The 13996-nt window shown below is 70.9% G+C and carries 12 protein-coding genes; 10 read left to right on the top strand and 2 right to left on the bottom strand.

Features of this window, described 5'->3' with window-relative positions; translation table 11 throughout:
- Positions 1 to 154 precede the first annotated feature (154 nt).
- The 6 genes from HF995_RS00585 (at position 155) to HF995_RS00560 (ending at position 8347) form a co-directional block, all read left to right on the top strand.
- Positions 155 to 2803 carry an N-acetylmuramoyl-L-alanine amidase gene (locus tag HF995_RS00585; protein WP_168445908.1) on the top strand — a complete coding sequence of 883 codons (2649 nt, stop codon included), beginning with the start codon at positions 155 to 157 and terminating at the stop codon, positions 2801 to 2803.
- Between the two features lie 126 nt (positions 2804 to 2929).
- A complete protein-coding gene (gene rpsO, locus HF995_RS00580) occupies positions 2930 to 3199 on the top strand; it encodes a 30S ribosomal protein S15 (RefSeq protein ID WP_098457171.1) in 270 nt (89 codons plus the stop codon).
- Between the two features lie 205 nt (positions 3200 to 3404).
- Entirely contained in the window at positions 3405 to 5618 is a 2214-nt protein-coding gene (locus HF995_RS00575; RefSeq protein ID WP_168445907.1) for a polyribonucleotide nucleotidyltransferase, read from the top strand.
- A gap of 1 nt (position 5619) precedes the next feature.
- Complete coding sequence (locus HF995_RS00570) at positions 5620 to 6948, top strand: M16 family metallopeptidase (protein WP_168445906.1); 1329 nt, start codon at positions 5620 to 5622, stop codon at positions 6946 to 6948.
- Positions 6949 to 7106: 158 nt separating this feature from the next.
- Positions 7107 to 7886, top strand: a complete 780-nt coding sequence (gene dapB / locus HF995_RS00565) for a 4-hydroxy-tetrahydrodipicolinate reductase (RefSeq protein ID WP_350308672.1) — start codon at positions 7107 to 7109, stop codon at positions 7884 to 7886.
- An 11-nt stretch (positions 7887 to 7897) separates the two neighbouring features.
- Entirely contained in the window at positions 7898 to 8347 is a 450-nt protein-coding gene (locus tag HF995_RS00560) for a hypothetical protein (protein WP_168445905.1), read from the top strand.
- 31 nt (positions 8348 to 8378) lie between these two features.
- Here HF995_RS00560 and HF995_RS00555 read toward each other — a convergent pair whose 3' ends face one another.
- Entirely contained in the window at positions 8379 to 8888 is a 510-nt protein-coding gene (locus tag HF995_RS00555; protein WP_168445904.1) for a GNAT family N-acetyltransferase, read from the bottom strand.
- Between the two features lie 86 nt (positions 8889 to 8974).
- Between HF995_RS00555 and HF995_RS00550 the strand changes: the two genes are divergently transcribed.
- Positions 8975 to 9829 (top strand): thymidylate synthase, encoded by an 855-nt coding sequence (locus tag HF995_RS00550; protein ID WP_168445903.1) that lies wholly within the window; start codon positions 8975 to 8977, stop codon positions 9827 to 9829.
- Positions 9826 to 10347 carry a dihydrofolate reductase gene (locus tag HF995_RS00545; RefSeq protein WP_168445902.1) on the top strand — a complete coding sequence of 174 codons (522 nt, stop codon included), beginning with the start codon at positions 9826 to 9828 and terminating at the stop codon, positions 10345 to 10347. Before HF995_RS00550 ends, HF995_RS00545 begins: the two co-directional genes overlap by 4 nt.
- A gap of 12 nt (positions 10348 to 10359) precedes the next feature.
- On the opposite strand, the gene HF995_RS00540 is transcribed toward HF995_RS00545, so the two are convergent.
- Positions 10360 to 11235 carry a polysaccharide deacetylase family protein gene (locus HF995_RS00540; protein WP_168445901.1) on the bottom strand — a complete coding sequence of 292 codons (876 nt, stop codon included), beginning with the start codon at positions 11233 to 11235 and terminating at the stop codon, positions 10360 to 10362.
- 93 nt (positions 11236 to 11328) lie between these two features.
- Between HF995_RS00540 and dapA the strand changes: the two genes are divergently transcribed.
- Positions 11329 to 12231 (top strand): 4-hydroxy-tetrahydrodipicolinate synthase, encoded by a 903-nt coding sequence (dapA, locus tag HF995_RS00535; protein WP_168445900.1) that lies wholly within the window; start codon positions 11329 to 11331, stop codon positions 12229 to 12231.
- 20 nt (positions 12232 to 12251) lie between these two features.
- Entirely contained in the window at positions 12252 to 13937 is a 1686-nt protein-coding gene (locus HF995_RS00530; RefSeq protein WP_168445899.1) for a ribonuclease J, read from the top strand.
- The last annotated feature ends 59 nt before the right edge of the window (positions 13938 to 13996 follow it).

Here is a 13996-nt window from a genome sequence, read left to right as displayed (position 1 = left end):
GTCAAGCGGCGTGAAGCGTGAGGCTGAAGGGGCTCGTGTGCGCGCGCGCCGTGCGTTATCGTGCAACTCGGACGGGCCCGTTCGCTGATTGTCGGGCCCTCCGCGCCGATAGGCACACGGCGGCCACCCCCGAGGCCGCGCGAGAGGGAGAAGCATGCGCAGGATCGTCCCGGTCGTCCTCACGGCCGCGCTCACCATCGCCGGGGTGGCGCTCCCAGTCGTCACGCTCCCCGTCGCCGCTGCGTCCCCCGTGACGCCAGAGCGCTCCACGCTGCCGCTCGACGGCATCGATCCCGAGGCCGCCGCCGACCCCACGGCGATCGACGCGCCCGTGGACCCTGAGCAGACGGACCCGCAGCTGTCCCGTGCGCTGGCGCTCGCCGAGGCGCAGGAGCCTGAGGGCGTCCACGAGGACCACGCCGAGGAGGTCGCACCGCTCGAGTCGGCGCAGGACCCTGACCTCGCAGCACTGAGCGCGCTCGAGCGCACCGAGGCCTTCACCGTGGCTGGTGTCACGTGGGACGCGGCGAGCACCGAGGAGGTCATCGAGGTCGTCGTGCGGATCCGCGAGGACGGCCGATGGGGGGAGTGGACGACGCTGCCCGCCTCCGAGGGTCTTGCCGACTCCGACCGGACGGGCACCGAGCCGGTCGCGTCCGCCCGTGCGGACGGCATCCAGGCGCGCGTGCGGACGCTCAGCGGCGAAGCGCCGTCGGGTCTGCGCATCGAGCTCATCGACGCCGGCGACTCGGCCGCTGACGCTGCCGCAGTCTCGCCGTCTGCGCCCGCCGCCTCCGCGTCCGCCGCGAACGGCTACGAGATCAAGCCGACCGTGGTCACGCGCAAGGGGTGGGGCGCCGACGAGAAGCTCCGCAGGGGCTGGGGCACGCCCGACCAGTCGGCGGTCCTCAACGCGATGTACGTGCACCACACGGTCAACTCGAACTCTTACGCCAAGGGCGACGGCCCCAAGCTCGTCCGGGGCATCTACGCGTACCACACGCAGAGCATGAAGTGGCCCGACATCGGCTACCAGTTCCTCGTCGACAAGTACGGATCCATCTACGAGGGGCGCTACGGCGCGATCGACACGCTGCCGATCGGCGCCCAGGCCGGCGGGTACAACACGACGACGATCGGGATCTCGGCGATCGGCAACCTCGAGACGGGTAAGCCGACAGCCGCGATGGTCGACGCGATCTCGCGGGTGCTCGCCTGGAAGGCGTACCAGCACGGTCTCGACCCTCTGGGCACCGTGCGCCTCACGACCGGCACCAGCACCAAGAGCGGCGTGCATGCCAAGCCGGGCGAGGTCGTCACCGTGAACGTCATCCAGGGGCACCGCGACACGAACATCACGGCGTGCCCCGGCAAGTACCTCTACGCGAAGCTCCCCGAGATCCGGAAGAAGGTCAAGACCGCCGTCGGCGAGGCGGTAGCGGCGCACGGCAACGCCGGGGCCGCCCTGCCCGCACCACGAGTCGCAGCGCACGATGCTCGGCAGAGTCCCGCCCAGCTCGATGCCGGCTCCACATACTCGTGGCAGGCAGTACCCGGTGCGGTGCGCTACGAGCTGCTCACCCGCGTCGGCAGCCACGGCTACGCGATGACGGACTCCCGCGGCTGGGGTACCTATGCGACCGTGACGGCGACGTCCGCGACCGTCAGGCTCGACGCGGGCGCCAACCGGATCGTGGCCGTGCGCGGGGTCGACTCCGCGGGGCGCCGCGGGGCGCTCAGCATCCTGACGCAGACGGCACGCCCCGTGGCGACGTCGGCCATCACGTGGTCGTCGAAGCTCCGCTGGACCCAGGAGCCGGGTGACGGCGCCGTCAACGGCAACCTGCGGTCCACGAACGTCGCTGGCGCGAGCCTCGCAGTTGAGAGCGTGCGCGACGCGCGTCGCGTCGTCGTCCACGGCGAGGCGGGGCCGGGACGCGGGCGCACGCAGGTCCTGCTCGGCGACACGCCGCTCGGGACGCTCAGCTGGTCGGCGTCCACGGTCGACCGCGCTGCCGCGCGGGTGCTCGACCTCCCTGCCCCGACGAGCGGCCGGATCCGTCTCGTCACGCTCGACGACGCACGCGTCGCGCTGAGCGCGCTCGCGTTCCCGCGCTTCCCCGCGACGACCGACGTGCCGGCCGCGCCGAGCGCGCTCGCCAAGCCTGGGCTCACCACGCCCGCCGCCACGGTCGCCCCTGTCCGGCTCTCCAGCACGGCCACGCTGCGCTGGGCGGCCGTCCCCGGCGCGACGTCGTACAAGGTCCAGGTGCGCACCGCGGCCCACGGCAAGGGCTACGGCGCGTGGAAGACCGTCGCGACGACGACGTCCCGCAAGTACGTCGTCACGATCGCGAGCGGCGCGTCGGCCCAGGTCGGGATCCGCGCCGTCGCTCCCGGCAGGACGACGTCCGCCCGCGCGACGTTCCCCACGATCACGCGTCCGGTCTCGACCGGGACGCTCGTGCGGTCCAAGGGATCCAAGGCGTGGACCAAGGTCCGGCACGGCAGCTACTTCCGCGACTTCGCGTTCTCGACGAAGAAGAAGGGCGCGACCATCGCGGTCACGAAGGTCAAGAGCGCCAAGACGATCCAGGTCACCGCGGGCAAGGGCAAGGGCTACGGCCGCATCGCCGTCTACACGGGCACGAAGAAGGTCAAGACGTTCTCCCTCAAGGCGACCAAGACAAGCAGGCTCTCTCGCCTGAACGTCACGCTGCCCAAGGCGTTCTCGGGGACCGTCACCGTCAAGACGCTCGACGCGAAGACAGTTCGGGTGAGCGCCGTCACCACGGCGCGCTGAGTAGGTCCTGCGCCGGCTCTTGCCTGCCTGGTAGGATCGGTGTGCCGTCATAGCGGCCGCGGACAGAGAGAGCCCGGGTGAACCAGCCCCAGGGCGCCGCGCAACGAGTGAAACACAAGGAGAGCCGTGCCCCTCGACAAGGCCACCAAGCAGGCCATCATGACCGAGTACGCCACCCACGAGGGTGACACCGGTTCGCCCGAGGTCCAGATCGCGATGCTGACGCAGCGCATCAAGGACCTGACCGAGCACCTCAAGGAGCACAAGCACGACCACCACAGCCGTCGTGGTCTGCTCCTCCTCGTCGGCCAGCGCCGTCGCCTCCTCGGCTACCTGCAGAAGGTCGACATCAACCGCTACCGCAGCCTGATCGAGCGCCTCGGTCTGCGCCGCTGATCCGACACCTCACCAGCCCGGACCCCTCAGGGTCCGGGCTGGCGTAGTGTCACCGTCCTGACGAAGACTTGTTCGTCATCATCTGAACCGCCGCCCTGCCTGTCTCGTCCGGTCCTCGGTAGTGGCCCCCGTCAGCGCGAACGCGTTGCGTAGGCCTCGATCGAAGACCGTCGAGAGCAGGGCGGATGACGAGAGGAGGGCACCCGTGGAGGGTCCCGAGATCCAGTTCGCCGAAGCAACGATCGACAACGGTCGTTTCGGCACCCGCACCGTCCGTTTCGAGACGGGCCGCCTCGCCAAGCAGGCAGCCGGCGCCGTCGCCGCCTACCTCGACGGCGACACCATGCTCCTGTCGGCCACGACGGCCGGCAAGCACCCCAAGGAGCAGTTCGACTTCTTCCCGCTGACGATCGACGTCGAGGAGCGGCAGTACGCCGCCGGCAAGATCCCCGGCTCGTTCTTCCGCCGCGAGGGCCGTCCCTCGACCGAGGCCATCCTCGCGTGCCGTCTCGTGGACCGTCCGCTGCGCCCGCTCTTCGTCAAGGGCCTGCGCAACGAGGTCCAGGTCGTCCTGACCGTCATGGCGATCCACCCGGACGACTCGTACGACGTCCTCGCGATCAACGCCGCGTCCGCGTCCACGCAGCTCTCCGGCCTGCCGTTCTCCGGCCCGGTCGCGGGTGTCCGCATCGCACTGATCGACGGCCAGTGGGTCGCGTTCCCGCGCTACTCCGAGCGTGAGCGCGCCACGTTCGACATGGTCGTCGCCGGCCGCGTCGTCGGTGACGACGTCGCGATCGCGATGATCGAGGCCGAGGCGCCCGAGGCGTCCTGGACCCTCATCCACGACGAGGGTGCCGTCGCACCGACCGAAGAGGTCGTCGCGCAGGGCCTCGAGGCTGCCAAGCCGTTCATCAAGGCCCTCGTCGAGGCGCAGGCGCAGCTCGCTGCGAGCGCCGCGAAGGAGACCCAGGCGTTCCCGACGTTCCCCGACTACCAGGCCGACGCGTACGACGCTGTCGAGGCTGCCGCGACGGCGAGCCTCGGCGAGGCGCTGTCGATCGCTGACAAGCAGGCTCGCGAGGCTCGCCTCGACGAGATCAAGGCTGAGGTCGTCGAGCAGCTCGCCTCCCAGTTCGAGGGTCGTGAGAAGGAGCTCTCCGCCGCGTACCGCTCGGTGCAGAAGCAGCTCATCCGCAAGCGCATCCTCACGGACGGCTTCCGCATCGACGGCCGCGGGCTGCGGGACATCCGCACGCTCTCGGCCGAGGTCGAGGTGCTGCCGCGCGTGCACGGGTCCGCTCTCTTCGAGCGCGGCGAGACGCAGATCCTCGGCGTCACGACGCTCAACATGCTCCGCATGGAGCAGCAGCTCGACACGCTCGCGCCCGAGACGCGCAAGCGCTACATGCACCACTACAACTTCCCGCCCTACTCGACCGGTGAGACCGGCCGAGTCGGCTCGCCGAAGCGTCGCGAGATCGGCCACGGAGCGCTCGCCGAGCGTGCGCTGATCCCCGTGCTCCCGAGCCGCGAGGAGTTCCCGTACGCGATCCGTCAGGTCTCCGAGGCTCTCGGCTCCAACGGTTCGACCTCGATGGGCTCCGTCTGCGCGTCGACCCTCTCGATGCTCAACGCCGGTGTGCCGCTGCGCGCCGCCGTCGCGGGCATCGCGATGGGCCTCGTCTCCGACACCGTCGACGGTGAGACCCGCTACGCGGCGCTCACCGACATCCTCGGTGCCGAGGACGCGTTCGGGGACATGGACTTCAAGGTCGCCGGCACCCGCGAGTTCGTCACGGCTATCCAGCTCGACACGAAGCTCGACGGCATCCCCGCCGACGTGCTCGCCGGCGCGCTGACCCAGGCCAAGGAGGCGCGTCTCGCGATCCTCGACGTCATCAACGAGGCGATCGACACGCCCGACGAGATGTCGCCGAACGCGCCGCGCGTCATCGCGGTCAAGGTGCCTGTCGACAAGATCGGCGAGGTCATCGGCCCGAAGGGCAAGATGATCAACCAGATCCAGGACGAGACCGGCGCCGACATCTCGATCGAGGACGACGGCACCGTCTACATCGGTGCGACCGACGGCCCCTCGGCCGAGGCCGCTCGTGCGGCGATCAACGCGATCGCCAACCCGCACGTCCCCGAGGTCGGCGAGCGCTTCGTCGGCACGGTTGTCAAGACCACCTCGTTCGGTGCGTTCATCTCGCTGTCCCCGGGCAAGGACGGTCTGCTGCACATCAGCCAGATCCGCAAGCTCGTCGGTGGCAAGCGCGTCGAGAACGTCGAGGACGTCCTCTCGATCGGCCAGAAGGTCCAGGTCGAGATCGGTGAGGTCGACCCGCGCGGCAAGCTGTCGCTGCACGCGGTCATCGAGGGCGAAGAGTCCGGCGACGAGCAGGCCGACGCCTGACGTGAGCTGGGACCTTCCCCTCACCCGGGCCGGAGAGCCCGGTAGCGAGCTCACCGCCGGGCAGGACGGCGCCGTCATCCGGCGCTCGATCCTGCCCGGCGGGGTCCGGGTCATCACCGAGTCGATGCCCGGCCAGCGCTCCGCATCTTTCGGTGCCTGGGTGCCCGTCGGTTCTCGTGACGAGACCGACGGGCACTTCGGTTCGACGCACTTCCTCGAGCACCTGCTCTTCAAGGGCACCGCTCGGCGCAGCGCCCTCGACATCGCCGAGTCGTTCGACGCCGTCGGCGGCGAGGCCAACGCCGCGACCGGCAAGGAGCACACGTGCTACTACGCGCGCGTGCTCGACACCGACCTGCCCATGGCCGTCGACGTCATCACCGACATGGTGACCTCCGCCCGGATCGACGCACACGAGCTCGAGACCGAGCGCGGCGTCATCCTCGAAGAGCTCGCGATGAACGACGACGACCCGAGCGACGTCGTCCACGAGGAGTTCTCGACCGCCGTCCTCGGTGACAACCCGCTCGGCCGCCCCATCGGCGGCACGCCCGCGACGATCAACGCGGTCCCGCGGGACGCGGTCTGGGAGCACTACCGCTGGCACTACCGCCCCGAGACGCTCGTCGTGTCTGCTGCGGGCAACGTCGACCACGACGCGCTCTGCGCGCAGGTGGCCGACTCCCTCGTCGCGGGAGGGTGGGATCTCGACCCTGCGAACGCGCCGCGTCCGCGCCGCACGGACTCGATCGCCGACCTCGGCGAGATCCCTCGCGGCGTCGAGTGCGACGTGCACCGTCCCGTCGAGCAGGCGAACGTCGTGCTCGGAACCCTCGGGCTCAGCGCGACCGACGACCGTCGCTACGCGATGACCGTCCTCAACGCGGTGCTCGGCGGGGGTATGTCCTCGCGGCTGTTCCAGGAGATCCGGGAGCGTCGCGGTCTCGCGTACTCGACGTACTCGTTCGCTTCCGGGTTCGGCGGGACCGGCATCTTCGGCCTGTACGCGGGCTGCACGCCCAGCAAGGTCGACGAGGTGACAGCGCTGCTCGCGGCGGAGCTCGAGAAGCTCGCCGACGGCGGTATCACGCCGACCGAGCTCGAGCGCAGCCGCGGTCAGCTCTCCGGCGGACTCGTCCTCGGGCTCGAGGACTCGGGCTCCCGGATGAGCAGGCTCGGGAAGGCCGAGCTCGTCCACGGGGAGCTGCAGAGCCTCGAGGAGGCGCTCGAGCGCATGCGCTCGGTCACCGCGGAGGACGTGCAGACCCTCGCGAAGGAGCTCGCGTCGCGAGACCGCACGATCGTGCGCGTCGGCCCGTTCGGCCGCTGAGTCTCGCGACCAGGCCACGTGACCGTACCGAAGCCCCGGCGGGCCAGGGCGCCGGGGCTTCGTCGCGCCTGCCAGCCGGCGCCAGCCCGCCGCGGCGCAGCGCGCCGGAGGGCGGACACGCCCCGGCGCGCGTCATCGCGGCGGCTAGTGTGAACCTCGTGACGAATCAGACCACCACCCCCCTCAAGGTCGCCGTGCTCGGAGCCGCTGGCCGCATGGGCCAGACGGTGTGCGCCGCGGTCGACGGCGCCCCCGACCTCGAGCTCGTCGCCCGCATCGACGTGGGCGACGACGTCGCCGCGGTCGTCCGCGAGAGCGGCGCCGACGTCGCGATCGACTTCACCGTCCCGTCGGTCACCGAGGCGAACGTCCATGCCGCGCTCGACGGCGGCGCGCACGTCGTCGTCGGGACGACGGGCTGGGACGACGCGTCCCGTGCCCGCGTGAGCGAGCACCTCGAGCGCCTCGCGGAGAGCGGCACGGCGCGAGGTGTGCTCATCGCGCCCAACTTCGGGCTGTCCGCCGTCCTCGCGATGACGTTCGCGGCGAAGGCCGCGCGCTACTTCGAGTCGGTCGAGGTCATCGAGCTGCACCACCCCGACAAGGTCGATGCGCCGTCGGGCACCGCCCGGCACACCGCGCACGCGATCGCGGCGGCGCGCGCAGAGGCTGGCGTCGCGTCGAGCCCGGACGCGACCGAGACGGGCTGGGAGGCTCGGGGAGCCGACGTGGACGGGGTCCGCGTGCACGCCGTCCGGCTGCGGGGGCTCGTCGCGCACGAGGAGATCCTGTTCGGCAACACCGGCGAGCAGCTGTCGATCCGGCAGGACTCGTTCGACCGTGTCTCCTTCATGCCGGGCGTCCTGCTCGCGGTCCGAGAGGTCGTGTCCCGCCCCGGGCTGACGGTCGGCCTCGAGAACGTCCTGGACCTCTCCTGAAGGCCCCGAGCATGCGGCGCGGAGTCGTTCCTGCTGTCGTCGTCACGGCGCTGTTCGCCCTGTACCTGTGGGCGGTCCTGGGCAAGGGGGTCGCGCTCGTCCGGACGGGCGACCCGTTCGGGATCACGATGGGTGTCGCGGCGCTCGTCGCGCCGCTCGTCTGCCTCGGGCTGATCGTGCGCGAGTGGCAGCTCGCGTTCACCGTGCAGCGCATGGCGGACCTGCTCGCCGAGCGCGGGGCGCTCCCGGTCGACGACCTGCCGCGGTCGCCGGGCGGAAGGATCGATCGTGACGCGGCCGACGCGGCGTTCGAGGTCGCGCGGGCCCGTACCGAGGCTGAGCCGGAGAGCTGGGAGGCCTGGTACCTCTTGTCGTTCGCGTACGACGCCGCGGGGGACCGCAAGCGTGCGCGCTCAGGGCTGCGGCGGGCATCGGCGCTGTTCCGTAGCGGGGCCCGCTAGCGCACGGCGACCCGCCGGAGCGAGACTTCCGCTAGAGCGACGCGCTCCAGCGCGACTCACGGACGTCCTTGAGGCCGGTCGCGAGCAGACGGGTGCGCCCGTCGGGCCCGAGCCCTGCACCGGCGAGGAACTGCTCGCGGCCCGTGTCGCCGTCGAGCACCCACGTGACGACCTCGTCCGCACCGTCCGACCTGAGCCGGTCGACGCCCGCCATGAGCAGGCGAGAGCCGTGACCGCCGCGACGGTGCTCAGGGAGCACCTCGAGCGACACGAGCTGAGCGGGAGCGACGGCGCAGAAGCCGACGACGTGCGGGCCGGAGCACGCGACGAGGACGGCGAAGCCCGGGCCCGGCGGGGACATGATCGCGTCGCGCCACTGAGCGCGGATGCGGTCCGCGTCGAGCTTGTCGAGCACGTCCTCGGTGAGGACGTCCGTGTGGGTCGCGGCCCAGGCGGAGAGCTGGATACGGGCGACGGCGTCCTCGTCACCCGAGACCGCGGGGCGGACCGAGACGTCGGCGGTCGGGGAGAACAGGCTCATCCGCCTAGTCTCTCTCACGGACGGACGTCGCGGCACACCGCGGACACACCCTCGTCGGTGGCGTGGCCCGGACTACGATCTGGGTCATGACTGCCCCGACGCGTGACACCGTCAGCACCTCGACCGCCAGCCCCGGGCAGGGTCCCGTCGACACGCAGTACGAGGACCTGCTGCGGCACGTCATGGCGACCGGTACGCCCAAGGCGGACCGCACCGGCACGGGGACGCGCAGCGTCTTCGGCCACCAGATGCGCTACGACCTGTCGCGCGGCTTCCCGCTCGTCACGACCAAGCGCGTGCACGTGCGTTCCGTCGTCGGTGAGCTCTTGTGGTTCCTGCGCGGGGACTCGAACGTCCGCTGGCTCCAGGAGAACGGCATCCGGATCTGGAACGAGTGGGCAGACGCCGACGGCGAGCTCGGGCCTGTGTACGGGGTGCAGTGGCGGTCGTGGCCGACACCGGACGGCGGTCACGTCGACCAGCTCGCGCAGGTGCTCGAGACGCTGCGGACGGACCCCGACTCGCGGCGCATCATCGTGTCCGCGTGGAACGTCGGCGAGCTCGACGCGATGGCTCTCGCACCGTGCCACGCGTTCTTCCAGTTCTACGTCGCGGACGGCAGGCTCTCGTGCCAGCTGTACCAGCGCTCCGCGGACCTGTTCCTCGGCGTGCCGTTCAACATCGCGTCCTACGCGCTGCTGACGCACATGGTCGCGGCGCAGGTCGGCCTCGAGGTCGGCGACTTCGTCTGGACCGGCGGGGACTGCCACATCTACGACAACCACCACGAGCAGGTGCGCGAGCAGCTCTCGCGCGAGCCGTTCCCGTTCCCGACGCTCGAGCTGAAGCCCGCGGCGTCGCTGTTCGACTACTCGTTCGACGACGTCGTCGTGCACGGGTACGAGCACCACCCCGCGATCAGCGCGCCGGTCGCGGTATGACCGCGGGCCGGCTCGGCATGATCTGGGCGCAGGACCGCGCCCGGGGGATCGGCCGCGACGGCGACCTGCCGTGGCACCTGCCGGAGGACATGGCGCACTTCCGCGCCACGACGCGCGGGTGCCCGGTCGTCATGGGGCGTCTCCAGTGGGAGTCGCTGCCGGAGCGGTTCCGCCCGCTGCCGGGCCGCGAGAACGTCGTGCTCACGCGGAACCCCGAGCTCGACGCCCCTGGTGCTCTCGTCGTGACGGAGCTGGCGGACGCGCTCGAGCACGTGCGCGGCAAGGACGCGTGGGTCGTGGGCGGGGGACAGGTCTACGAGCTCGCGATGCCGTACGCGGACGTGCTCGTCGTGACCACGATCGACACCCTCACCGAGGCGGACACGTTCGCGCCCGAGGTCGACCTGGACGAGTGGCGGCTCGTGGACCGTGAACCGGCGCAGGGCTGGACGACCGCCGCGAACGGCATGCGGTTCGAGATCTCCCGGTACGAGCGCGCGGGAGCTGAAGCGCTCTGAGAGCTCCGGGCGTTAGGGCGCCTCGGGCGCTGCGAGCATCTCCGACACGGTGACGAACCGGTAGCCGTCCGCCGTGAGCGTCGCGACGAGCCGCTCGACCTCGACGAACAGCGACTCTGCGGGCGTGCCGCGCCCGTCGTGGCACAAGACGATCATGCCGGGGCTCGCGGTCTCGATGTCACGGTCGACCTTCGCAGCCGCGCCGTCGGTGGGGAGGTGGTGCGACCAGAGCGCGATGTCGTACCCGTGCTCCGACGCGGCCCACAGGCCGGGGGAGTCGATCCTGCCCCACGGGGGGCGCACGAGGCGGGGTGTCGTGCCCGTGTGCTCGACGATCGCGTCGTGAGTGCGCCGGAACTCGTCGAGGAGGGGCGTCTGCTCGAGGACGGTCATGTCCTGGTGGTCCCAGCCGTGGCTCGCGATCTCGTGGCCCTGCTGCGCGGTCGCGCGGGCGACGTCAGGGTGCGCGACGACGTGAGAGCCGAGCACGAAGAACGTCGCGCGGGCGTCGTGCCGGGCGAGGAGGTCGAGGACCAGCGGCGTCCACCGTGGGTCGGGTCCGTCGTCGAACGTCAGGCACACGAGTCGCTCCGCGGGGTGACCGCGCCAGACGACGCGCGCGTCCCGGCGAGCCGTCTCCAGCTCGGGGCGCGGGCAGACGCGATACGTCGGGCTGTGCTTGCGTGGTCGGTGCGCGACGGCGTCGGACGCCGCGTAGGTCGACGCTGCGGCGAGCGCCGCCGCGGACAACGTCGTCGTCAGCAGCCGGCGCCGCGAGACGCCGACGGCCGTGCGTGCGGCTCGCTCGCCCTGAGACGCCTCGGTGCCGTCGCCCTCGGGCGTGCCGGCGCGCGTCGTGTCATCATCATGTTCTGTCCCTGCCCCCACGGTTCGCGAGGATAGCAGTTGGGGTGCCCTGGCCCGCACGACGCGACGGCGGACAAGCCCACGCCCGGAGGCGTGGCGCGGTAGGTTGTCACCATGCCTGCACAGACCCCTGCGCGCCCGTTCGGCGCAGTGCTCACCGCCATGGTCACCCCGATGCGTATCGACGGTGAGGTGGACATCGACGCCGCGGTGCGGCTCGCGACCCACCTCGTCGACCACGGCCACGACGGTCTCGTGCTCAACGGCACGACAGGGGAGTCGCCGACGACGCACGCGCCGGAGAAGGCCGAGCTCGTCACTGCGGTCGTCGAGGCCGTCGGAGACCGCGCACGGATCGTCGCCGGTGCCGGCTCGAACGACACGGCGCACGCCGTGCGCATGGCCGAGCAGGCAGCAGCAGCGGGGGCGCACGGCCTCCTCGTCGTGAGCCCCTACTACTCGCGACCGAGCCAGGAGGGCGTCTACCGGCACACGCTCGCCGTCGCAGAGGCGACCGACCTCCCGGTCATGCTCTACGACGTCCCGGCACGGACCGGGGTCCGCTTCTCACCCAGCACGATCAGCCGCCTCGCAGAGCACCAGAACGTCGTGGCGATCAAGGACGCGACGGGTGACATCTACGGGGCCTCCAAGCTCATCGCATCGACCGGCCTCGCCTGGTACTGCGGTGACGACTCGCTGTACCCCGCCTATCTCGCGTACGGCGCGAGCGGCATCGTGTCGGTCGCCGGGCACCTCGTCGGCGACCAGCTCGCCGAGATCACCGCAGCCTTCGACGCGGGCGACCACGCCCGCGCCTGGCGCGTGTTCTCGACCATCACGGAAGCGATCGACGCCGTCAACGGCGCCGGCTTCCAGGCCGTCATGGCCAAGGCAGCGCTCGAGATCCTCGGCCTGCTTCCCAACCGCATTCTTCGGCTGCCCCAGGTGGCAGCCACCGATGACGAGGTCGTCGGCGTGCGCAGCCACCTGGTGGCTGCCGGCCTGGTCGACTGAGCAGAACGAAAGGCACCACGTTGAGCCACTCCCACCCCGAGCTTCCCGCACCGCCTCCCTTGGCACCCGGCGCCCTGCGCATCGTGCCCCTCGGCGGGCTCGGTGAGGTCGGCCGGAACATGGCGGTCCTCGAGCACGAGGGACGCCTGCTGATCATCGACTGCGGCGTCCTGTTCCCTGAGGACCACCAGCCCGGGGTCGACCTGATCCTCCCCGACTTCGACTACATCAAGGACCGCCTCGACGACATCGAGGCGATCGTCCTGACGCACGGTCACGAGGACCACATCGGTGGCGTGCCCTACCTCCTGCGTCTGCGCCGCGACATCCCGCTCGTCGGGTCGCAGCTCACGCTCGCCTTCATCGAGGCGAAGCTCAAGGAGCACCGCATCACCCCGTTGACCCTCACGGTCAAGGAGGGGCAGACCGAGAAGCTCGGTGTGTTCGACTGCGAGTTCGTCGCCGTCAACCACTCGATCCCGGACGCGCTCGCGGTCGCGGTGACCACGTCGGCGGGAACCGTCCTGCACACGGGCGACTTCAAGATGGACCAGCTCCCGCTCGACGGGCGCGTCACCGACCTGCGCGCGTTCGCGCGCCTCGGCGAGAAGGGCGTCGACCTGTTCATGGTCGACTCCACGAACGCCGAGGTCCCCGGTTTCGTCACGAACGAGACGGAGATCGGCCCCGTGCTCGACGCCGTGTTCGACACGTGCGAGAAGCGCGTCGTCGTCGCGTCCTTCGCGTCGCACGTGCACCGGGTCCAGCAGGTCCTCAACGCTGCGCACTCCCACGGGCGCCGCGTCGCGTTCGTCGGCCGCTCGATGGTCCGCAACATGGGGATCGCGGCAGAGCTCGGGTACCTCGACGTGCCCGAGGGTCTGCTCATCGACATCAAGAAGATCGACACGCTGCGCGACGATCAGGTCGTGCTCATGTGCACCGGCTCGCAGGGTGAGCCGATGGCCGCGCTGTCGCGCATCGCGAACCGTGACCACAAGGTGTCTGTCGGTCCCGGCGACACGGTGATCCTCGCGTCGTCGCTCATCCCGGGCAACGAGAACTCGGTCTACCGCGTCATCAACGGCCTCACGCGCCTCGGCGCACGCGTCGTGCACTCGGGCAACGCCAAGGTTCACGTCTCGGGCCACGCTTCCGCCGGCGAGCTCCTGTACTGCTACAACATCCTTCGACCGAAGAACGTCATGCCGGTCCACGGCGAGGTGCGTCACCTGGTCGCGAACGGCGCCCTCGCGGTGCGCACGGGCGTTCCGCCTGAGCGCGTCGTGCTCGCTGAGGACGGCTTCGTGATCGACCTCGTCGACGGTAAGGCGTCGATCGTGGGCGCGGTCCCGTGCGGCTACGTCTACGTGGACGGCTCGAGCGTCGGCGAGCTCACGGACGCGGAGCTCAAGGACCGGCGGATCCTCGGCGAGGAGGGCTTCATCTCCCTGTTCGCCGTGATCGACTCGGGGACCGGCAAGGTCCTCGCAGGGCCCGAGATCCACGCTCGCGGCTTCGCCGAGGACGAGGCCGTCTTCGAGTCGATCCTGCCGCAGCTCACCGCTGCCCTCGAGGAGGCAGCCTCGACGGGCAGCGTCGACACGCACCAGCTGCAGCAGGTGATGCGCCGCGTCGTCGGTCGTTTCGTGTCGAACCGGCTGCGTCGTCGCCCGATGATCATCCCGGTGGTCGTCGAGGCGTGATCCTCGCCACGCAGCCCCGGCAGCCCGCCTCACGGCGGCGCCTGCCGGGGCTGCGTGCG

The sequence above is a fragment of the Sanguibacter hominis ATCC BAA-789 genome, assembly GCF_012396185.1.
Lineage (GTDB): Bacteria > Actinomycetota > Actinomycetes > Actinomycetales > Cellulomonadaceae > Flavimobilis > Flavimobilis hominis.
This window is presented reverse-complemented; position numbering and strand designations above follow the sequence as displayed.

Excerpts from the sequence above, each read along its gene's own strand:
- dapA (WP_168445900.1), top strand. The coding sequence starts at position 11,329 with ATGCCTGCACAGACCCCTGCGCGCCCGTTCGGCGCAGTGCTCACCGCC.
- HF995_RS00560 (WP_168445905.1), top strand. The coding sequence starts at position 7,898 with ATGCGGCGCGGAGTCGTTCCTGCTGTCGTCGTCACGGCGCTGTTCGCC.
- HF995_RS00545 (WP_168445902.1), top strand. The coding sequence starts at position 9,826 with ATGACCGCGGGCCGGCTCGGCATGATCTGGGCGCAGGACCGCGCCCGG.
- HF995_RS00555 (WP_168445904.1), bottom strand. The coding sequence starts at position 8,888 with ATGAGCCTGTTCTCCCCGACCGCCGACGTCTCGGTCCGCCCCGCGGTC.
- HF995_RS00585 (WP_168445908.1), top strand. The coding sequence starts at position 155 with ATGCGCAGGATCGTCCCGGTCGTCCTCACGGCCGCGCTCACCATCGCC.
- HF995_RS00550 (WP_168445903.1), top strand. The coding sequence starts at position 8,975 with ATGACTGCCCCGACGCGTGACACCGTCAGCACCTCGACCGCCAGCCCC.